This is a genomic window from Exiguobacterium sp. s21 (assembly GCF_018617975.1).
Taxonomy (GTDB): Bacteria; Bacillota; Bacilli; order Exiguobacteriales; family Exiguobacteriaceae; genus Exiguobacterium; species Exiguobacterium mexicanum_A.
Genome location: NZ_JACSLF010000004.1, coordinates 1 through 21475, shown reverse-complemented (window position 1 = coordinate 21475; position 21475 = coordinate 1). Strand labels below are relative to the sequence as shown.

Genomic DNA, 21475 nt, shown 5'->3' with positions numbered 1-21475 from the left:
ACCGAATGGACGAAGTATTTATCATTCAACGAATCTAATTGTTCGTAAATAGGAGTGTGACAACATGGATAAAGTATTTGATTATGAAGATATTCAATTGATTCCCGCAAAATGTATCGTCGACAGCAGGTCTGAATGTGATGCGAGCGTGACGCTTGGGGGCTTTACGTTCCGACTTCCGGTCGTGCCTGCCAACATGCAGACGATCATCGATGAGAAAGTCGCCTTATCGCTGGCCGAGAACGGTTACTTCTACATCATGCATCGCTTCCATCCAGAGACGCGGCTCAAGTTCATCGAAGACATGCATGGACGCGGGTTATATGCATCGATCAGTGTCGGTGTGAAGGAAGATGAATATCGCTTCGTCGAGATGCTGGCCGAATCCGGGCATACGCCGGAGTTCATCACGATCGATATCGCGCACGGTCATTCGAACGCGGTCATCCGCATGATTCAACACATCAAACACCACCTTCCAGGCTCGTTCGTCATCGCCGGCAACGTCGGGACCCCGGAAGCAGTCCGGGAACTCGAGCATGCCGGGGCGGATGCGACGAAGGTCGGTATCGGACCGGGCAAAGTCTGTATCACGAAAATCAAGACAGGCTTCGGCACGGGCGGTTGGCAACTCGCCGCGCTCCGTTGGTGTGCCAAGGCGGCGACGAAACCGATTATCGCGGATGGGGGCATCCGGACACATGGGGACATCGCCAAATCGATTCGCTTTGGGGCATCGATGGTCATGATCGGTTCGTTGTTCGCCGGCCACGACGAGTCACCGGGCGAGACGTTCGAACAGGACGGGAAGTTGCTCAAAGAATACTTCGGGTCGGCTTCTGAATTCCAAAAAGGGGAACGGAAAAACGTCGAAGGCAAGAAAGTGTTCGTCGAGCATAAAGGGGCGCTCCAAGACACGTTGACCGAGATGGAGCAAGACCTCCAATCGGCCATCTCTTACTCGGGTGGGGACAATCTCGATGCATTGCGCACCGTCGATTACGTCATGGTGAAAAACTCAATCTTCAACGGGGATAAAGTGTACTAAAAAAAGCGGCTCGCGTGAGCCGCTTTTTTTATGCATCAATCAATCGTTTCGTCATCATATAGTAATCAGAGCCCGGCGGATAGTCGTATAGGACGCCCGCCACCTCATAACCGAAGCGCTCATAAAACGTCTTCGCCTGAAACGAGAACGTCGTCAACTTGACGCGCGTCGCCCCGAGTTCGCGGGCCAACCGCTCCCCTTCCTCGAGCAGACGGCTTCCCAGGCCTGTTCCCGCATATTCTGACGCGACCCATAACCGGTCCAAGTCGAACCAGCCCCAATAGACGCTCCCAAACAACCCTGCGATCACGTCCCCATCGTGTTCCACTTTCAGCTGAACGACCGGGACGTCAGCATTGCGGATCTCGCGATGGTGCATCGAGTGAGCGTCATTGAACGTTCGCAACCGACTCCTCAAAAACTGTTGAAACGTTTCGTCTTCGTCGTGAATCCGTTTGATTTCCATCACGCTTCCCCACTCGAGCCGTTCACGAAGAACGAAATCAGCTCTTGTTCTTCCTCGTCGACCGAGCGCCCCGTCAAACGTTCGTACTGTGCGGTTATCTTTTCCTTATTTCCTGGGAAATCGATAGTGATTTGGGCCAAACTCCGTAATATGTCTCGGTCTTTCTCATATTCGGCACGAGTCACGACTTGTCCATGCGACCAGACGTATGCCTCGGCCTCGAACTGATCGAGTACATCTAAAAGACGTAATGTCCGGGTCGGAGTCATTCGCCAAGACGGCGCGTACAAGTTCGCATAGAGGGCATCCCCTAAAAATAACACCTTTTCCTCTGGCACATAAACTACGACCGCATCAGCAGCGTGATCTCCACCAACGTGCTTCAGAATGACGTGTACCCCGCCGAGGTCGAGGGTGAGCGTATCATCGAACGTCAGCGTCGGTAAGACGACGCGCATCGACCGCTCCGCGCCATATTCGAGTTGGATCGCTTCCGCACAAAACGCGATCTCGCGTCCGTCCCTGACCCGTTCGGCCAAGGAGCCATCATCCCACGCATAAGGTAACAATCGTTCCATCCCGGCTTTCGTCGCCGTGCTCGCAATCGAGACAGTATCGGTCAATGCCGACAATCCAAAAACATGGTCCCAGTGCCAATGCGTCAACGCCACGAGCGTTGGGCGCTTGATTCCTTGTACGGTCAAGGCGTCTAAAAATAAGTTCGTATGCGCCTCGGAGTTCCCTGCATCAATCATGAGTGTATGTGTATCACCGACAACGGCTCCTAAAATCGGACGATCGGTCTCCGCGACAGGGGTCATGTACCAAAAGCGGTCGGAATATTGTTTAAGCGTCTGCATGACCGGCTCCTTCCTTATTCCATAATTTGTCGAACGCTTCGAGCGCTCTCCGTTCGTCATTGACGATCCGAATCGTTCGTAGCGGCAAATGACTCAACACCTTCAATTCACGTTGCTGCCGTTCTTCCAGAAGTCGAATCGTTCCTTCGATTCCATCCAATCCGTTCGCCCGGCCATACGCACGAGTCGTATAGTAGTCGACGAAACCTTGTTGCCACTCAGGCGGACGTTCCGCATACACATTACGAAACACAGCCGGGACATCGTTCGTCTCCAAGTACACAACCGTCGGATCAAGCGTAGTGATCAGGGCCGCCACGGTCTCAATATAACGCTCAATCTGTTCGTTCGGAACGTGTTGTGACACCATGTCGATCGTGAACGGATTTTGAAGAATGGCACACTCGAACACACAGTCTACCTCATCCCTTTGTGCACGTTCCACGAACCGATGCCAGCGGCCGATCATGAGGTCGACATGTTTCTCGAACGGTAACTCATAGACGTCCGTGCCGTAGATGGCCTCTCCAGCCCGATAGCGGACGAATCGACCGTCTCCATCTTGATCGATGACCTCTCCCTCGAACCGTATGTCCCCTTCGACCCAATGGACGTCATGCAAATCGACCGGGTGGGACGCATCGATTTCCGAATAGAATTTGTAGGAACTCCCGCTCGCCACAAACGTTTCGGCGAATGTCGTCTTTCCGCTCCCAGGCAACCCTTCAATCAGCCACAACTTCCCCATCGTCTGTCTCCTTTTCAGTTTTCTTGATATGAGTCGTACACGTAGTATCCGTCCCCGCCACAGTTTTTCGCGACGTACATGGCCGCGTCCGAGTGATGGATGATCGCATCAAGGGATGCTTGGTCCATCCTAGAGTAGGCGACACCGACACTGGCTGATAATCTAAGTCTCAAGCCGTTCCCGACCGTCATTTCCTGGGAAATGACATGATTCAACTCGCCAAACACGGTTGGATCGAGCGCTTCCGGCTCCGCTTCGATGACGATTAAAAATTCGTCGCCCGCAAATCGGTACGCTTTCCCTGAAACCGTTTGGCTGAACGTACGGATTCGTTTCGCCGTCTCGATGAGCACCTCGTCCCCGATCAAATGACCGTAGGAATCGTTTACTGGTTTAAAGTCATCTAAATCGATAAACAGCAGAGCGACCGTTTGCTTCCGATTCATTTTCTGTCTCAAATCGGCCATGAGCGAATGCCGGTTCGCCAGCTTCGTCAGCCCATCTTGGGTGATGAGCTCAATCACTTCTTGATGCTTGCGTTCACGTCGAATCTCGTTCTCCATCCAGCGGGTCACGAGCAGGATCGTATCGGTCATCTCGTTGATTGTCACCGTGTCGACGACATCGTCCAAGCTGCCTTGGTCAGCCAAAAAGACGACCCATCCGAACGTCTTCCCTTCATTCGCTAGTGGCAGGCTGATCATCGAGGCAAACTCGATTCCATCGATGACGAATTCGTTTCGACCCAGCTTTTGATGACCGATCGTCGTCAACGCGTGTAGTTGCTGCAACTCGTCTCCCGTCCAATCGAGTTTGCTTTCCCCATCCTCTGATAAGACGCGATAGGTGGACTCCGTCGAGAAAACGAGTGCGTGGGAATATCCAATCCAGTCACGGAGCACCGTCTGAATCCGTTTCAATTTATCACTGAACGGTTCGTGAATGGCCGTCACTTCATATAGCGACTCGAGCGTCTGTTGCCGTCGGGCTTGCGCTCGCGCTTGCTCGGTCAATTCGATTTCCGCCATGACCCATCGGGCGAAATCTTCGAGCGTTTGCAGCACCTCGGTATCGAAGCGACGTGACCGTTCGTCGGTCACGCATAGCGTACCGATGACGTGGCCGCTTCGTGTCAAGAGCGGCACGCCGGCATAAAAACCAATCCCTTCGAGTAACGGATTGTCCGACATCGCCTCGGCCGTCCGTACATCCTCGATGACGAGCGCCGATTTTCCTGTCACGACACGGTCGCACAACGTCCACTTCCGCTCCACGCTCGAATTTTCAAGCGCGACCCCTTGGCACGATTTGATCCATTGTTGATCCGTCGTCAAAATCGAGATGAGTGCGACCGGCATGTTCAGCGTGCGCGCGACAAGTCGCGTAATCCGATCATAGCGCTCCTCTCGCGGAGTGTTTAAAATCTCAAGGCGCAGAATCGTCTTCAATCGCTCGGCTTCTTGTTCACCAAGTACCGTCGACGGCGAAGTCGTGGCCAACTCGAGTTGCCGTAGCGCCGCATGTTGTGAGACGAGCGCTTCAAGCGCCTGCTTGAGGCCGGATGGTAGAAGGGGCCGACTGAAAAAGTATCCTTGAACCTCGTCACATCCGAGCTGATCAATCGCACGATACTGTACTTCAGTCTCAACACCTTCAGCCGTGACCTCTAAATTCAATTTCTTGGCGAGCGAGATGATCAGTTTGACGATTTCGTACTCTTTCAGCCCGTTGTCTTTGTCCAATTGATTGATGAACGAACGGTCGATCTTGATGCCATCGATATCAAACATTTTTAAATAGTTGAGCGACGAATAGCTGACCCCGAAATCGTCAATCAAAATCCGGAACCCCTTCGCTTTCAAATAATCGACTGTTTGAATGCCGAGGAGCGGTTCTTGCATGAGTGTATGCTCTGTGATTTCAAACTCGAACTGTTCCGACAGCAGGCCATACGCCGAGAGAATCGGTAACAACTGCTGAATATAATCTTGGCGGAACAATACCGGCGAGACATTGATCGCGACACGTCGGCCTTCAAACAAGTCCGGCTGATCAATCATGTCACGGCAGACCCGATCAAAGACGAACTCGGTAATATCCTCGATCAAAAGTGATTTTTCGGCAATCTTAATAAACGTTTCCGGCGAGACGTTCCCGAGTGCCGCGCTTTGCCAACGCACGAGCGCCTCGAAATGAACCGTTCCGTCCTGACAGCCGACTTTCGGCTGGTAGACGACGCTCAATTCATCCGCCTTCAACCCTTTGACGAGTTCCATCTCAATCGTCATCTCATCGATGTAGTGCTGCACGTAGTCATCTTTCTCGTACACTTTGATGATTTGTTTCCCAGCCTGTCTGGCCTCAAGGAGTGCTGTTGACGCGTTCATGATGACCCGGTCTGCATCCTCGGTTCCCGCACTGATTCCGAGGCAGCCGGACAAGGCGAATTCCGTCTCGGCAACTTGGTACGTGTAGTCGGCAATCGCCTCGAGCAGGCGCTCCCCATGCATCGTCGCCGTTTCGACCGACGTGTATGGTAAGACGGCGATAAAATCCTCCCCGTCGACGCGACCGATGATTGAGCCTTTCGGCAATAGGTTCGACAAGTGCCGAGTCATCTCTTTAATCAGGCGATGTGACCGCTCCACGCCTTGGAGGGACAGAATGATTTTGAATCGATTGATGTGCAGGCGCATGACGCTCGTCGCTTCCGTTTCTTGTTTCAGGAACAACTTCTCGAGTTCGAGCTTCACTTTCATCAAGTTCGGCATCCCGGTCAAGTAGTCGATATTCTCGATGCTACTCAACAATTTCATTTCCGCCTCTTCCGATAAGTCCGTCGTCAAGCCGAGGACGTAACGCACCTCTCCCGCCTCGTTCTCGAGTGGCATGAGGACGGATGAGGCGAATCGGGCCGTGTTGGCGTCGATGTTCATCTTCGACATGAAATAGACGGGTTCATGCGAGGCGACGACTGCGTCGTAATGCACAATCAGCTCGTTAGCGACCTCGGCCGCGTACATGTCATGCAGATAACGTCCCCCTACGTCTTCCGGAAGTGAGGACGCCAGTTTCCCCTGCTCACTGACGCGCACATAACGGTAACCGTCAGGCGTCACTTCCATCAAAAACACCATCCGGTATAAATGAACGAAAACATCAAACAAATAATGCGGGTCGATCTTCATCTGCTGCATACTGTACCTCCAGGCAATATCCGTTTCCTCTAGTTTAGTTGTTTTAGACGATGTTGTTCACGAAACCGTTCAAAAAAAGGGGAAGCATTTTTTGAGATGTACTGAAAATCGGGTATAGATAGGTAAAAGTTGAAAAAGCGAGGTGAACCATCATGCTCAGTCGAAACGTCTACCCACAGACACGTCCAGGGAAATGGTCGGTCCTCTTGTTGCTCGCTGTGTTCTTTCTCTTAATCATCTCTGCCCTCATTGTCCAGTCGGGTCAACCATTCAATTTCGACACCCTATTCGACAACACGTGGGCTGCCGTCGTCGCCGCGTTCGGTGCGTTCGTCGTGGGGGTGTATACGACCTTACGCAATCACGAACGTTCGGTCGCCGTTTTCTTTACCGTCTCGCTCGGCGGGCTTGTCGCTTTGTTCGTGCTCATGCAACTGTTCCTCTAACTGACAAATGCACCTTTCCGTTAGGAATAGGTGCGTTTTCGTCATAGAAGTTCTTTGGCGAGCAACCGATAGACGTTCAAGCGGCTCTCTTGTGTATGCTGGATGCTGCAAATCATCGCCTCTTCAAATCCATACTGGATTGATTCTTCCTGAAGTTGCGTCGCAATCTGCTTCGGCGTGCCGACGAGATGAATATTGCGGTTGTTCGCAATATGAATGCGATCAATCTCTGTGAGCGGATAGTCGCGCGCCGCTTCCGGCGTCATTAGCTGACGAATTTGCCCTTTCATCAAGAATAAGCGCGACAAATCAGATGGGCCAGCCAAGTACTCAGCTTCTTCTTCCGTTTCGGCAGTCGTGACGAGATAGGTGACACTAATTTCGGGCTTTTCCATAAAAGCAGACGGCGTGAAGTGATGGCGATACGCATCGAGCGCATCCGTGCTCAATTGCCCATTAAAAAATTGCGCGAACGAATAGCCGAGTCCCATTCTTCCCGCTTGGACCGCACTATTTCCACTCGACCCAAGCAACCACGCCTCTGGCAACGTCACACTCGCTGGAGCGGCCGGCGTATTCTTATACCATCGCTCCTCTGGCACCTCATCATTGATGAGTTGAAGCGTCGTTCCGAGCTTCTCATAAAGACCGTCCATCATCGGTTTTTGCCCTTGCGACATCGCATAAATCGCATTAGCGTCCCCGCCCGGTGCTCGCCCGACTCCAAAGTCGATGCGTCCCGGCGCGAGCGCGCTGAGCGTCTTGAACACCTCGGCCATCTTGAGGGGAGAGTAATGCATCATCATAACACCACCCGACCCGAGTCGAATCCGTTCCGTTTTGGCGGCGATATAAGCCGTGATCACTTCGGGAGCCGAACTGGCGAACGACATGCCCCCGTGATGTTCGGCCATCCACATCCGATAATAACCTAACTCTTCTGCTACCTGGGCAAGTTCGACCGCACTTTGTAGCGCATGTTCCGACGTATGACCGGATGTCACCGGTGCTTGATCCAGTACACTTAATTTCATCTCTATCGCTCCGTTCCTAAAATATATATGGTGAATATCTCGATTTTGTAAGACTCGCCGTCATCATACTAAAGTCAAACAGAGAATACGAATACTTCGCTCGTAAGTCGCACGTTCTTTCCAGAAAATGAAAACGGATGATTGCTTGCCTAGCGACTACTTCTCTATAATGAACGAGAAGAAGCAATTCTTTCAAAGCCATTCACACACCGTATGTTGGGGACATACTTGTGAGGCACCGATTACTATTTCGGGGAAAAGGGGTAAATTGAATGAATCACACACCAAACCGGCCCGGTCATGACGGGCCCACATTCACGTCAGCAGATTACATGAAATTCATCATTCCATCACTCATCGGGATTCTATTCTTCATCGTCCCAATTCCGGATGGGGACGGGTACACCATCCCGGTCGCTTTTTTATCAAACTGGTTGATTGGCTTGATCGGTGACATCGTTCCAACGCTCGCCGTCATCATGATGGGCATCTCGGTCGTCGGTTCATTCATCACGTACGCGGTCAAACCGGCGTTCATTTTAGAGCGTCCGCACATGAACACGTTATTCAACGTCACACCGTTCTGGTTTGTGATGCGCGTCATCGGTTTCATCGCCGGTGTCATGACGCTGCTCGTCATCGGTCCCGAGGCGATCACGTCCGAATTTACAGGCGGATTGTTGTTGTATGATCTGATTCCGATTTTGTTCGCGACATTTCTATTCGCCGGAATTTTATTGCCGCTCCTACTAAATTTCGGGTTGCTCGAGTTCGTCGGGACGATGCTGATCAAAGTGATGCGCCCGCTGTTTCGTCTACCGGGTCGGGCCTCGCTCGATGCGCTCGCATCTTGGGTCGGAGACGCCACGATTGGGATTTTGTTGACGACGAGACAATATGAAGAAGGTTACTATACGAAACGGGAAGCCTCCATCATCGCCACGACGTTCTCCGTCGTCTCAATCACGTTCACAATCGTCATCTTGTCGTATATGAAGCTCGACGCATACTTCCCGCAGTATTATGGAACCATCATCTTATCCGGCATCGTCGCCGCGCTCATCATGCCGCGGATCTATCCGTTGTCTCGCAAGCCCGACACGGCATATGAAAAGACAGAACTGAAACCCGAAGAACCCGTGCCGGCGAACGTCCCGATGCGCGTCTGGGCACTACGTCAAGCGTTGCTCAAATCAAAATCGAGTAAAGGTGCCGTCGCCACGTTCAAGGACGGATTCCAAAACGTACTCGATATGTGGCTCGGGATTTTACCGGTCGTTATGTCAGTCGGAACGATTGCGCTCGTCATCGCCGAACACACGTCATTGTTCACGATTCTCGGCAAACCGTTCGAACCGATTCTCATGTTGTTGCAAGTGCCAGAAGCAGAGGCCGCGGCCCAGACGATGGTCGTCGGGTTCGCCGATATGTTCTTACCGGCCGTACTTGGTAGCGGTATCGAGAGTGAATTGACGCGATTCGTCATCGCCTGTGTGTCCGTCACCCAGCTCATCTTCATGTCTGAGGTCGGTGGATTGTTGCTCGGCTCAAAATTGCCAATCTCGTTCTTCGATCTCATTCTCATCTTCTTGTTGCGGACGATCATCACGTTACCGATTATCGTCGGGATCGCCCATCTCATCTTTTGACGACGACACGCCCGTTCTCTCATTCCAGAGGACGGGCGTTGTTTGTATAATAAAGAAAAAGGGAGGTGCGTCATGGACGAACATTATGCCGGACAGCTCGAAGTGGCAAAGAAAGGCTATGCTGGAATCATCGACCCCGAGGCCTACGTGAACGACCGCTATCACGGCCATTGGACGGTCAAGAGCGAGAAGCGCATCAGCGGGGTTCCGGTGCTACTTCAAAAAGCGTTCAACGGAGGCAAGAACAATTGTACGCTCACCTCGATGACGGCCATTTTCCGCTATTACCATGACCTCGGCTATGCGCGCATCCCGGAGGACGTGGTCGAGATTCAACGAGACGCGCGTGAAATTGCGCTCGCCCATCAGTTCAAAGATGAGAAGGGTACACCGCCGACTCGAATCAGTACGATCATCACGAAACTATGGGCCCACTATGGCTACAAAGGGCACAGCAGCTCGCGGTATCTATGGAAATGGTCGACGTTCGAGCGCGAACTCGCGGCCGACCGTCCGTTCATCTTGAATATGGCGAACGGGTTCTATAAAAATCACTCTGTGACCGGAATCGGGTACATCATCTTCCGCAAATCTGGCTTTCCCGACGTCATCTTGCTTGAGGTGCTCGATAACCGCTCCCGCGACATCCGCTATATCGATTTCAACAAGTTCAACTTTTGGGGCAGTATCACACTCGTCCAGCCGCCAAAGCTTGACGTTCAGCCAAAATAACGACGAGCGCTCGCTTCGATGGCCGCCCCGATTCGGATCAGATGCTCCCGTTTCGCATACGAGCCATGGTGGAGCCCGAACGCGTCTCGACCGTTGCCGAGACCGACGAACACTTCGGACGGTTTGAAATGCAGTCCGACCATCGGGACACCGAGCGTCGCATGATGACCGAGCTCGAACCGGGCACTCGGATACGCGTCGAGCCGTTCACTGTGCGTGAACCCACCAAATGCCGCACAGTTATCCCGCCCCAGGACGATCAAACGGGACGGGCTCACATAACGAATCGTCCGTTCGAGCAGATCGAGCGATGTCGGGTGCTCCATCCATTGGCGTCCCGTTCGCAATTGGCCCATCTGACGCGATGTCGCATATTTGAAGAAGTCGACATGGAGCGCGGAACCATCGTAGAACGAGCGGCCCATGCCTTCAAGCAGGGCTTCGAGTTTCGCTCCGCCAGGTTTGCCGAACCAGCTCGTTGTCGCCCGACCGGCCTCAAAGTAAGTCGCAGCATAGTCAAGCGTCGCTTCGAGCGCACGTTCATCTTGCAGGTAGGCGTCGAGTGATTCGTCACGCCAATAGAATTTTTGTGATTCTCCTCTACGAATGGCACCGTCCCGTCCGAAAAATTCGCCGTGCGGCGGGTTCGTCCCGATGGTAAGCCACTGTTGCTCCGTCGGTCGCCCGTACCATAGAACCGGGGACGCCCCATCAATCAGCTCTGGCTGAAACGTCGACGTCATGAGCGCTTGTTGAAATCGAATCGCGTCTTGCAATAGCACACGTGCCTGATCCATCATGCCACATCCTCTCTACTCGGTCGTTTCCCGCTTTCAGGCACATGTAAAATACGTTATAGTGAGAGGACGAAGCCAAAAAAGGACGTGGATCTATGCGTATCAACAAATTCATCAGTGAATCCGGCAAGGCGTCCCGCCGTCAAGCCGACCGTCTCATCGAAGAAGGACGGGTCACCATCAACGGGAAGAAAGCGAAAATCGGGGACCAAGTGAACCCAGGAGACGAAGTGCTCGTCAACGGTTCGGCCGCCCGCGTCGCTCGAAACAACGTTTATATCGCCGTCCATAAACCGGTCGGCATCACGAGCACGACGGAGAAGAAAGTCAAAGGCAACTTGGTCGACCTCGTCAATCACCCGCTCCGCATCTTCAATATCGGCCGCCTCGATAAAGACTCGGAAGGACTCATCTTGATGACGAACGACGGTGATATCGTCAACGAGATTCTTCGCGCCGAGGGCGAGCACGAGAAAGAATACATCGTCTCGGTCGATAAGCCGATCACCCCGGAGTTCGTCGAACAGATGGAAGCCGGCGTCAAAATCCTCGGCCAGAAGACGTTGCCGTGTAAAGTCCACCAACTGTCGAAGTTCGATTTCAACATCACGCTGACACAAGGGCTCAACCGCCAAATCCGTCGCATGTGTGAAGCGCTCGGTTACGAAGTGTACCGCCTTCAGCGCGTACGTGTCATGAACATCACGCTCGGCAAGCTCCCGCCCGGACAATGGCGCGACCTGTCGAAAAAAGAGCGCGAGCAGTTGTTCCGCGAATTGAATTACGAACCGAAAGAATGGTATTGAAAAGCAGCCTGAGACGTCTCAGGCTGCTTTATTCTGGTCGGAGCGAGTCGACATGGTCGATCTCACGACGGATGAAACGTTTGAGTTGAGCGCTCAAATCATCGAGTTGCCCCATCGTCGTCTCGAACAAGAAGGACGCGTTCATGTCTCCCCCATCGCCTTTCATTTGTTCGACCACGGCGTTGATTTGCACGGTCCCTCTCGCATTCGCCAGTTCGAACGTCAAGGAGACGTGGACGAGCGGAACATTGAGTCTCCACGTCTGGGGCGACTTCCCGTTTCGTGCATTGAACGCGGATAACGTAGAGACGAGCGCTTCGATATCGGATGCGGTGACATACTCGTCCACCGTGACCTTGCACCATTTTGCTTTTAACGTCAATGCCACATTCATCTCGAGCGCATCCTCCCAAACGCGTCTCATCTTGAACTGTTCGACCATAGCCATCCCTCACTCTCTCATTTCGACTATATCATGTCGTTTCAACGAAATTCGTCAACTTTTCACCAAAACGGGAATAGTCCTATACAGATGATTTTGTAATGAAAAGAGGTGAATCGTCATGAATGGCGCCTTGTTCCCACGCACCTCGGTCGGCAAGTGGTCGATTATCCTCATCGGCTTGTTCCTCGCCATGTACGTGCCGTTCCTCCTGCTCGATAACTTCGATACGACCTTCCACTCGACGCTCTGGAGCGACAACGCCGCGAACATGCTACGGCTCAGCTACATGACCACATTCTTCGTCCTTGGGCTCGGAGCGTTCGTGACCGGATGGTGGGCCATCTTGAAACAAAAAGAGTACGCCGTGCTCGTCTTCTTCGCGGCCGTTCTCGGCTCCGGACTGTTCGTTTTATTGGTCATGGAGCTCCTCGGCATTCTCGAGTAGAAGGCAAAACAAGGAGTTCGCCGCAGCGAACTCCTTGTTTCATGTGTACTTATTTGACGACGACGTGTTTCATCTGACTCGCGCGACCTTTCGCGTCCTCGATGTGGACCGAGAGGCGCTATTTTAGGAAACGCTCAATTTGTCTATCTTTAATATGGTTTTTTCGACAAATAAATTAAAAACAGGTCAGAGGAATTTTTCCCCTGACCCGAACGAGTGATGTTGCTTATTTTGCTGTGACGCCCCCATCGACCGGAAGCTCGATTCCCGTGATGTGATTCGCCTCATCCGACGCGAGGAAGAGGACGGCTGTCGCCACTTCTTCAGCCCGACCGAGATTCGGCAAGGCGATTTGATTCAAGAAATGTTGTTTATAGTCCGGGTGCTCCATGTGCGGCGCACTCATCGGTGTCACGATATAGCCCGGATGGACCGAGTTGACACGAATGTTGTGCTTGCCGTAATCGACGGCTGCCGCTTTCGTGAGCGACCGGACGGCTCCTTTCGAGGCCGTATAGGCACCGGCACCGGCCATGCCTGTGAGCGCCGAGATGGATGAGATGTTGACAATCGAACCGCCGCCGTTTTGCTCCATGAGCGGGATGGCATACTGCGTCCCGAGCATGACGCCATCGATATTGATTCGATACGTCCGTGACCAGTCGTCCTCGGTCTGTTCCAAGAACGGTTTTGCAAGCGCGATGCCCGCATTGTTGACGAGAATATCGAGCTTCCCGCACACCGATTGCACTTCATCATAAATTCTCTCCCAATCACTGCGCGAAGTGACGTCGTGCTGAAGCGCGAGCGCCTCTCCTCCGTTCGCCCGGATCGTTTCGACGACACGTGTCACCGCGTCTACATTGATGTCTGTCGCGACAACCGTCGCTCCTTCGCGTGCGAACAGTTTGGCCGTTTCTTCACCCATACCGCTGCCTGCCCCCGTAATGACCGCTACTTTCCCCGTTAACCGCATTGTTCCAGCTCCAATCTTAAATTATGATAGTCTAACTATCATAATAGTAGTCGATGCACATTCGATTCTCAACGAAACTGCTTCAAAGCGTTATAATGACAAGAGAACAAAGAGGTGATGATATGAGTAAACGTCAACAAAACAAAGAAGAACGATTAAATCGCATCATCAGTCAGGCTGAAACCCTGTTTCTTAAAGACGGATTCGAGCGCGTCCAAATGCAGGATATCGCTGATGCCGCCGAAATTGGGGTCGCGACACTGTTTCGCTATTTCCCGAAAAAAGATCAATTGATTGTCGCAGCGGCTGTCCGTAACTTGGCACCGACGCTTGACGCGTTCAAGGAATTGACGAGCCGGACGGGAGATGCGTACTCGCGACTCGAGGCGATCATTGACTACTTGCTCGACCAACAAATGAAACGGACGAGTCACTCTCGCTTCCGTGAGGCGTTCGAGAGTTATGCCTCGTTCGTCGTAAGTCCCCTTCCCGGAATCGATAACTACATCGGACTACAGCGCGAGATCATGGAGACGCTCGAACCGCTCATTGAGCATGGGAAGACGGACGGCTCGCTTCGAGGCGACATCGATGTGAAAACGACCGTCGTCACCATCATCAACGCGTTCGGGACGTTCGGCAACAATATCATTTTGAAGTCTCACATCAGTTATTTAGAGGACGATATCGAGCCATTGATCCAACAACGGATGTTGCGAGAAATGCTCTTGTCGTATGTGCGCTCATAACAAAAGCCCCTTCGCGTGAAGGGGCTTTATTCATGTAGCTCGAGTGGCAGACCGTCTGGGTCGAAGAAGAACGTCATCTTCTCGCCCGTGAACGTGTCATGCCGAATCGGTTCCGTCGTGACACCATGCGTATTCAGTTCAGCGACGACCGACTCGATGTCGTCGACTTTAAAGGCGAGATGACGCAATCCGCACGCCTCCGGGAAGCTCGGCCGTTTCGGGCTATCCGGTTTGATGAACAGCTCGAGCTCGTACGCGCCGAGCCGCAGGTCGATCTTGTGGTCGCCTTTGTCCAGACGATGATGCTCGCGGATGACGTCGAAACCGAGGATATCGATGTAGAACCGTTTCGCCTCGTTATAATTTGAGGCGATAAGCGCCACGTGATGGATGGTATGTAGTTGCATCATAATCCCCCATATACAAAAAAATGAGCACCTCTCACTAGAGGTGCTCTCGAAAAGTCTACCGCGTCGAACCACGCTCCACAACGTGCTCCCGAAGGAATGTCCGCCGTCTTACATAGACCAGCTCATCGCATGTACTCAACAATATACGTTTACATGAATCACGTCAAGATTAATTGTTCACAAATTTAGAATATCAATTTCAATTAATTGGATGTTATAATTTGATTTGTGTTTTTTGATTTCCATACGGATTAATCATTTCCAAAAATAGGAGGAAAAAGTTTTGAAAAAAGGATTAACCATGTTGGCCTTATCATTTTTACTGGTAGGATGTAATTCCACGGAAGAACAAGCTGTCACTGAGAGTAAAGACCTAGTAGATTCGACAACAGAAACACCAGTAGAAACAGAGACTGATTCAAGCACTGAACCAGTTACAGAAGAGACGGCTAAGGAAGCAGATGCAACAAACGTGGATGATTCTGAAGCTATTGCACATAATTTCAAGCTTACAGAGCTGAAAGGGAACGATATCAATCAAACTCTGCGGAAACCGGCAGACTATACAGGAAAAGAATTTTCCTTCATCGCACACGTTTATAACACGCAAACTTCAGAGGCTGGGATTCAAACACTTACCGTTCGAGTTCGCGATTCTGCCAATGAGCATACTGCCATCCTCGAATATAACCCTGCTTCATTTAATAATGAACGTATTGTAGAAAATGATCTTATCGCTGTGAACGCCACTTTTGAAAAAATCGAGAATAGTGAATTCTCAGAAGGCGATGCACCTAAATTTAACGCCATTGCTAAAACACGCGTCATTGATTATTTATCCATGTTAGGTGTAGCCACTTATTACGAAGGTTTAGGAATTTCTGTTGATCAGTTAAATATTAATGTGGAAGACGGATCTTCAATTGATTCGATTGAAAAGACGATTTCGCTGCCAGTCGATGAGAATAGCAAAGTTCTCATCGAAGATGCAGGATCTGACAAGTTATCATTTTTGTCGACTACTTCGAACGATACGAAAATGTATTGGGTCGGGGAGTATGATGACGAATTCGGAATGGAAGAATACGAATTCACGACTCAACTTTACGTTTACTTTGGAAAGGCTCAATCTGAAGCAAAAAGTTTTTCGTTTGATAACTTCGAACAATTATACGTGGACTATTGGTCCGAATAATTTAGGATTTTCATAATAGACTAGGTGAAGCAATCCCTTCATCTAGTCTATTTTTATATTTCATACTTTAGTAAGCACCTTGACATCTTCCTAAAAATTAGGATAATCAATAGTGTTAGCACTCTTATTGGTAGAGTGCCAAAATCGAACAAATAAAAAGGAGAACGATCATGACAAAGAAACAGTTTCAAGCCGAATCGAAACGAATTTTAGAGTTGATGGTCCACTCAATCTATACGCATAAGGACATCTTCCTCCGTGAGCTCATCTCGAACGCGAGTGACGCCATCGACAAGATGTATTACCGGGCCTTGTCAGATGAGGCGATCGACTTCAACAAGGACGACTATTTCATTAAAGTCGAGCTCGACAAAGACGCCCGCACGATCACCATCCGCGACACCGGAATCGGGATGACGGCCGACGAGCTCGAATCGAACCTCGGGATTATCGCCAAGAGCGGCTCGCTCGCGATGAAGCAGGCGACGAAGATGGAAGAAGACCACAGCCTCATCGGCCAGTTCGGGGTCGGCTTCTACTCGGCGTTCATGGTGGCAGACCGTGTGACGGTCCGCACCCGCTCGGTCGACAGCGAACAAGGCTACTTGTGGGAGTCGGAAGGCACGGACGGCTATACGATCGAGCCGACAGATAAGACCGACGTCGGGACCGAGATCACGTTACATGTGAAAGCTGACACGGACGACGAGACGTACTCATCATTCCTCGAAGAGTACGAGATCCGTTCGCTCATCAAGAAGCATTCGGACTTCATCCGCTATCCGATCAAGCTCGACGTGACGAAGCACCGTCAAAAAGACGATTCAGAAGAGTATGAGGACTATATCGAAGAAGAGACGGTCAACAGCATGGTGCCGATTTGGCGCAAACGGAAGAGCGAACTGTCGGACGAGGACTATAAGGCGTTCTATCATGAGAAACGTTACGGCTTCGACGAGCCGCTCAAGCACCTGCACTTGAACGTCGACGGCACGATCCGCTACCAGTCGATCCTCTACATCCCATCGACGGTCCCGTTCGACTATTACACGAAAGAGTTCGAGAAAGGGCTCGAGCTGTACTCGAACGGCGTCTTGATTATGGAGAAGTCGCCTGACCTGCTCCCGGACTATTTCGGTTTCGTCAAAGGGATGGTCGACTCGGAAGACCTGTCGCTCAACATTTCCCGGGAGATGCTGCAACAGGACCGCCAACTTCGCGTCATCGCCAAAAACGTGAAGTCGAAAATCAAAGGCATGCTCGAGAAGATGCTCCAAAACGAGCGCGAAGACTACGAGAAGTTCTTCGAGTCGTTCGGCCGTCAGCTCAAGTTCGGCGTCTACGATCAGTTCGGTGCCGCCAAGGACGAGTTGAAAGACTTGCTCTTGTTCCACTCGTCGAACGAGAACAAGCTCGTCACGCTCAAAGAGTACGTCGAGCGCATGAAAGACGATCAAAAGTACATCTATTACGCGACGGGTGAATCGATTCACCGCATCGACCTTCTCCCTCAGGCGGAACGCTTGAAAGAAGAAGGGTTCGAGATTCTCTACTTCACTGAAGAAATCGACGAGTTCGCCATCAAGATGCTCCAGTCGTATGACGACAAAGAGTTCAAGTCGATCGCGAGCGGTGACCTCGGGCTCGATGACGAGGCGGCCCATTCCCTCAACGAGGACAACAAGGACTTGTTCGCCTTCATGAAACAAGAACTGGGCGACCGCGTCAAAGAAGTGCGCGCCTCGACACGTCTCAAGTCACATCCGGTCTGCTTGACGGTCGCCGGCGACGTCTCAATCGAGATGGAGAAGATTTTGAACACGATGCCAAACGGCAGCGGCATGAAAGCTGAGAAAGTGCTTGAAGTGAACGCCGACCACGCCATCTTCCAGACGTTACAGCGCATCTACAAGGAAGATGAAGCGAAAGCGAAACAGTATACCGATTTGCTCTATCAGCAAGCGCTCCTCATCGAAGGGTTACCGATTGAAGACCCGGTCTCCTATTCGAATGCGGTGTGTGCGTTGATGGCTGAATAATGGAAAGGCAGAGGGCGACCTCTGTCTTTTTCATTTATTCATATGGAGACGTGATACAATTTAACGTAGAAGAAATTCTTGGGAATGAGGTGTCATATGCTGTTCGAAAAAAATAAGTTGTATAAACGCTCTGAACTTCACGATCGTTATGGTGGAAGTCGACAACGAGGGATTAGTACCCCAAACAAACATAAACTCATCTTTATATTCGATAGTGGAATGGATAAAGAGTTTGGCTATAAAAATGGCTGGAATGAAGATGACGGTCTCTACTATTACAGCGGAGAAGGACAGGAAGGGAATCAATCGTTTTCTTTCGGAAATAAAGCGCTCCTTAACCATGTAGAAAATGGTGAAGACGTTTATTTATTCGAATCGCTTGGACGAGGGACTTACCGCTTTGTCGATCAACTCATTTTAATTGGTTTTGATATTCAATTTGGAATTGATAAATATCACAATCAACGAGAAGTGATCGTCTTTGCGTTTGAACCACTGCATGTAATTCAGGAAGAAGCTCATCAGTTCTCATCGACGATGCGCTATAAATCAATTGAAGAGTTAGAGGAAATTGCATCACGCGATCCCAAACGAGCCACCGGCTTAAGTATGTCCGCTCGAAAGTTACAAGTTCGCGAACAAACAGCAGCGCTTCTTTATTATGTGCTGGCTCGTGCCAATAACTGTTGCGAAGCTTGTGGGCAACCAGCTCCGTTTGAAACGGAAAACGGACCTTATCTCGAGCTCCACTCGCTCTATAAAGAATCCGATGATGGCTTATCGCAACCGGATCAAGTCGTAGCAGTTTGTCCGAACTGTCACGCTCGCCTGCATAAAGGTATAGACCGAGTAGAATTTAATCAACATATCATCAATAAGATTCAACAACCTTAATCTGCTTTAGATTGAGGTTTTTTATTTGTAATTGATAATGTGACGACTTATTACGAGAATCGTGTGTTCATTTCTTCAGCAAATCTATATCTATGAGTAAGGTTTTATTTTTTTTGCATAGGTTATTGAAAAAAACTCACATTTATTTTGTAACCGTTTTCTTCCCTTTTACCATGCGTATTATCCATTTACCGTTGATATATCAACTTTTTACCAAGCATGCAAACGCCTTGACATTTTTGGCGGGTTATATGAAGTTAGTATTACATTATAATTATTCTAGTAGAGACGAAAGTCCACTAGAGTAAAAAACTAAGGAGGACATATCCCATGTCATTAATCGGCAAAGAAATCTTACCGTTCAAAGCACAAGCATTCCAAACAGGTGAATTCCTCGAAGTATCGGACAACGACTTCAAAGGTCAATGGAGCGTCGTTTGCTTCTACCCAGCTGACTTCACATTCGTCTGCCCGACTGAACTTGAAGACCTTCAAAACGAATACGCGACACTTAAAAACCTCGGCGTCGAAGTCTACTCAGTATCGACTGACACACACTTCACGCACAAAGCATGGCACGAAACGTCTGAGAAAATCGGTAAAATCGAGTACATCATGATTGGTGACCCATCACACACAATCTCACGTAACTTCGACGTCTTGAACGAAGAAGATGGCCTTGCTGACCGCGGTACGTTCATCATCGACCCAGACGGCGTCATCCAAACAGTTGAAATCAACGCAGGCGGCATCGGCCGTGACGCGAGCACACTCGTCAACAAAGTCAAAGCGGCACAATACGTCCGCAACAACCCAGGCGAAGTTTGCCCGGCTAAATGGGAAGAAGGATCTGCAACACTTCGCCCGAGCCTCGACCTCGTCGGCAAGTTGTAAGGAGCGGATTTCATGTTAGAAGCAGACATTAAACAACAGTTGGACCAATATCTCCAGCTCATGGAGGGCGATGTCGTCCTCCGTGTCAGCGCTGGAGATGACGCGGTCTCTAAAGAGATGCTCGACCTCGTGAACGAACTCGCGAGCATGTCGTCACGCATTTCGGTCGAGAACGTCACGCTCGAACGCACACCAAGCTTTAGCGTGAACCGCCCGTCTGAAGAGACAGGGATTGTCTTCGCAGGGATCCCGCTCGGTCACGAGTTCACGTCACTCGTCCTCGCGTTGCTCCAAGTGAGCGGCCGGGCGCCGAAAGTGGACGCGGATGCGATCAAACAAATTCAAAACATTCAAGGCACGTACCACTTCGAATCGTATATCAGCCTCAGCTGCCATAACTGCCCGGACGTCGTCCAGGCACTCAACGTCATGAGCGTCCTCAACCCGAACATCTCACACACGATGATCGACGGTGGCGCGTTCAAGGCAGAAGTGGAAGCGAAAGAGATCATGGCTGTCCCGACCGTCTTCTTGAACGGTGAGGCGTTCGGCAACGGACGCATGTCACTTGAAGAGATTTTGGCGAAACTCGGAACTGGTCCTGACGCTTCGGCATTTGAAAACAAAGACCCGTATGACGTCCTCGTCATCGGTGGCGGCCCAGCTGGTGCGAGCGCAGCGGTTTACGCGGCTCGTAAAGGCATCCGGACCGGCATCGTCGCGGAACGCTTTGGTGGTCAAGTAATGGACACGATGGGGATTGAGAACTTCATCGGCACATCTTACACGGAAGGCCCGAAACTCGTCGCGAGCTTGGAAGAGCACGTGAAAGAATACGGCATCGACGTCATGAATCTCCAACGCGCGAAGCGTCTTGAGAAAACTGACCTCGTCGAAGTCGAACTTGAGAATGGTGCCATCTTGAAGAGTAAGAGCGTCATCCTGTCGACTGGTGCACGCTGGCGTAACGTCAACGTCCCAGGTGAAGCTGAGTTCAAAAACAAAGGTGTGGCCTACTGCCCGCACTGTGACGGCCCTCTCTTCGAAGGCAAGCGCGTCGCAGTCATCGGTGGCGGCAACTCTGGAATTGAAGCAGCGATCGACCTCGCTGGGATTGTTAAACACGTGACGGTGCTCGAGTTCGCTTCTGAACTCAAAGCCGACCAAGTGCTTCAAGACCGTCTCCACAGCCTCCCGAACGTGACCGTCGTCACGAACGCACAGACGACAGAAATCACGGGTACGGACAAAGTGAACGGCATCTCGTACTTGTCTCGTGAGACGAACGAGACGCATCACGTTGAACTCGAAGGTGTCTTCGTCCAAATCGGACTCGTCCCGAACACGGACTGGCTCGACTCGGTCGAACGCAACAACTTCGGTGAGATCGTCGTCGACCGTCACGGCGCGACGAACATCCCAGGCGTGTTCGCAGCAGGCGACTGCACGAACAGCGCCTACAAACAAATCATCATCTCGATGGGATCTGGTGCGACTGCCGCACTCGGTGCTTTCGATTATATGATTCGCAACTAATCAGAAACGCGTCCTCACATTAATCTGTACCCCTTGTAAAGGACATTAATAAAAAAACTTATGCTGATTCAAGGAGATGATTCCTGTACTGTACGGGAGTCATCTTTTT

The 21475-nt window shown here is 51.0% G+C and carries 21 protein-coding genes; 12 read left to right on the top strand and 9 right to left on the bottom strand.

The window, feature by feature from the left end; all coding sequences use genetic code 11:
• The first annotated feature begins 64 nt into the window (after positions 1-64).
• The gene (gene guaC, locus KNP06_RS06190) at positions 65-1048 is read left to right on the top strand and encodes a GMP reductase (RefSeq protein ID WP_214708298.1); all 984 of its coding nucleotides are present in this window, start codon (positions 65-67) and stop codon (positions 1046-1048) included.
• A 28-nt stretch (positions 1049-1076) separates the two neighbouring features.
• Here guaC and KNP06_RS06185 read toward each other — a convergent pair whose 3' ends face one another.
• From KNP06_RS06185 to KNP06_RS06170, 4 genes are read right to left on the bottom strand one after another with little or no spacing between them, the layout of a single operon-like run.
• Complete coding sequence (locus KNP06_RS06185; RefSeq protein ID WP_214788258.1) at positions 1077-1514, bottom strand: GNAT family N-acetyltransferase; 438 nt, start codon at positions 1512-1514, stop codon at positions 1077-1079.
• Positions 1514-2374 (bottom strand): MBL fold metallo-hydrolase, encoded by an 861-nt coding sequence (locus tag KNP06_RS06180; protein WP_214788255.1) that lies wholly within the window; start codon positions 2372-2374, stop codon positions 1514-1516. Before KNP06_RS06180 ends, KNP06_RS06185 begins: the two co-directional genes overlap by 1 nt.
• Entirely contained in the window at positions 2361-3122 is a 762-nt protein-coding gene (locus tag KNP06_RS06175; RefSeq protein WP_214788253.1) for a P-loop NTPase family protein, read from the bottom strand. Before KNP06_RS06175 ends, KNP06_RS06180 begins: the two co-directional genes overlap by 14 nt.
• A 14-nt stretch (positions 3123-3136) precedes the next feature.
• Positions 3137-6319 (bottom strand): EAL domain-containing protein, encoded by a 3183-nt coding sequence (locus KNP06_RS06170; RefSeq protein ID WP_214788250.1) that lies wholly within the window; start codon positions 6317-6319, stop codon positions 3137-3139.
• Positions 6320-6471: 152 nt separating this feature from the next.
• Between KNP06_RS06170 and KNP06_RS06165 the strand changes: the two genes are divergently transcribed.
• A complete protein-coding gene (locus KNP06_RS06165; protein ID WP_214788247.1) occupies positions 6472-6765 on the top strand; it encodes a hypothetical protein in 294 nt (97 codons plus the stop codon).
• A 41-nt stretch (positions 6766-6806) separates the two neighbouring features.
• On the opposite strand, the gene KNP06_RS06160 is transcribed toward KNP06_RS06165, so the two are convergent.
• On the bottom strand, positions 6807-7799 hold the full coding sequence (locus KNP06_RS06160) for an MsnO8 family LLM class oxidoreductase (RefSeq protein WP_214708288.1): 993 nt from the start codon (positions 7797-7799) through the stop codon (positions 6807-6809).
• Between the two features lie 272 nt (positions 7800-8071).
• Between KNP06_RS06160 and KNP06_RS06155 the strand changes: the two genes are divergently transcribed.
• Together KNP06_RS06155 and KNP06_RS06150 are read left to right on the top strand one after the other, a co-directional pair.
• A complete protein-coding gene (locus KNP06_RS06155) occupies positions 8072-9448 on the top strand; it encodes a YjiH family protein (RefSeq protein ID WP_214788244.1) in 1377 nt (458 codons plus the stop codon).
• A gap of 72 nt (positions 9449-9520) precedes the next feature.
• Entirely contained in the window at positions 9521-10180 is a 660-nt protein-coding gene (locus KNP06_RS06150) for a C39 family peptidase (protein ID WP_214788241.1), read from the top strand.
• Here the strand turns inward: KNP06_RS06150 and KNP06_RS06145 are convergent.
• Positions 10168-10977, bottom strand: coding sequence for a hypothetical protein (locus KNP06_RS06145; protein WP_214788238.1), 810 nt, complete (start codon positions 10975-10977; stop codon positions 10168-10170). The genes KNP06_RS06150 and KNP06_RS06145 overlap by 13 nt on opposite strands.
• A 95-nt stretch (positions 10978-11072) precedes the next feature.
• On the opposite strand from KNP06_RS06145, the gene rluF reads away from it, so the two are divergent.
• A complete protein-coding gene (rluF, locus tag KNP06_RS06140; RefSeq protein ID WP_214788235.1) occupies positions 11073-11783 on the top strand; it encodes a 23S rRNA pseudouridine(2604) synthase RluF in 711 nt (236 codons plus the stop codon).
• Between the two features lie 28 nt (positions 11784-11811).
• Here rluF and KNP06_RS06135 read toward each other — a convergent pair whose 3' ends face one another.
• Positions 11812-12231 carry a hypothetical protein gene (locus KNP06_RS06135; RefSeq protein ID WP_214788232.1) on the bottom strand — a complete coding sequence of 140 codons (420 nt, stop codon included), beginning with the start codon at positions 12229-12231 and terminating at the stop codon, positions 11812-11814.
• A 115-nt stretch (positions 12232-12346) separates the two neighbouring features.
• Between KNP06_RS06135 and KNP06_RS06130 the strand changes: the two genes are divergently transcribed.
• Entirely contained in the window at positions 12347-12673 is a 327-nt protein-coding gene (locus KNP06_RS06130) for a hypothetical protein (protein ID WP_034780432.1), read from the top strand.
• Between the two features lie 226 nt (positions 12674-12899).
• Here KNP06_RS06130 and KNP06_RS06125 read toward each other — a convergent pair whose 3' ends face one another.
• On the bottom strand, positions 12900-13649 hold the full coding sequence (locus KNP06_RS06125) for an SDR family NAD(P)-dependent oxidoreductase (RefSeq protein WP_214788229.1): 750 nt from the start codon (positions 13647-13649) through the stop codon (positions 12900-12902).
• Between the two features lie 122 nt (positions 13650-13771).
• Here KNP06_RS06125 and KNP06_RS06120 point away from each other — a divergent pair, with 122 nt between their 5' ends.
• Positions 13772-14398 (top strand): TetR/AcrR family transcriptional regulator, encoded by a 627-nt coding sequence (locus tag KNP06_RS06120; RefSeq protein ID WP_214788227.1) that lies wholly within the window; start codon positions 13772-13774, stop codon positions 14396-14398.
• A 26-nt stretch (positions 14399-14424) separates the two neighbouring features.
• Here the strand turns inward: KNP06_RS06120 and gloA2 are convergent, their stop codons facing one another.
• A complete protein-coding gene (gene gloA2 / locus KNP06_RS06115; protein ID WP_214788225.1) occupies positions 14425-14805 on the bottom strand; it encodes an SMU1112c/YaeR family gloxylase I-like metalloprotein in 381 nt (126 codons plus the stop codon).
• A gap of 286 nt (positions 14806-15091) precedes the next feature.
• On the opposite strand from gloA2, the gene KNP06_RS06110 reads away from it, so the two are divergent.
• The 5 genes from KNP06_RS06110 to ahpF all read left to right on the top strand — a co-directional run bounded on the left by KNP06_RS06110 (position 15092) and on the right by ahpF (position 21366).
• The gene (locus KNP06_RS06110; RefSeq protein WP_214754435.1) at positions 15092-16003 is read left to right on the top strand and encodes a hypothetical protein; all 912 of its coding nucleotides are present in this window, start codon (positions 15092-15094) and stop codon (positions 16001-16003) included.
• Positions 16004-16173: 170 nt separating this feature from the next.
• Positions 16174-18042 carry a molecular chaperone HtpG gene (gene htpG, locus KNP06_RS06105; RefSeq protein ID WP_214788223.1) on the top strand — a complete coding sequence of 623 codons (1869 nt, stop codon included), beginning with the start codon at positions 16174-16176 and terminating at the stop codon, positions 18040-18042.
• A 96-nt stretch (positions 18043-18138) separates the two neighbouring features.
• Positions 18139-18936: an SRA domain-containing endonuclease gene (locus KNP06_RS06100; RefSeq protein ID WP_214710774.1), complete on the top strand. Its 798-nt coding sequence runs from the start codon at positions 18139-18141 to the stop codon at positions 18934-18936.
• 330 nt (positions 18937-19266) lie between these two features.
• Entirely contained in the window at positions 19267-19830 is a 564-nt protein-coding gene (ahpC, locus tag KNP06_RS06095; protein ID WP_021067918.1) for an alkyl hydroperoxide reductase subunit C, read from the top strand.
• Positions 19831-19842: 12 nt separating this feature from the next.
• Positions 19843-21366, top strand: a complete 1524-nt coding sequence (gene ahpF, locus KNP06_RS06090) for an alkyl hydroperoxide reductase subunit F (RefSeq protein ID WP_214788221.1) — start codon at positions 19843-19845, stop codon at positions 21364-21366.
• Positions 21367-21475: the final 109 nt, after the last annotated feature.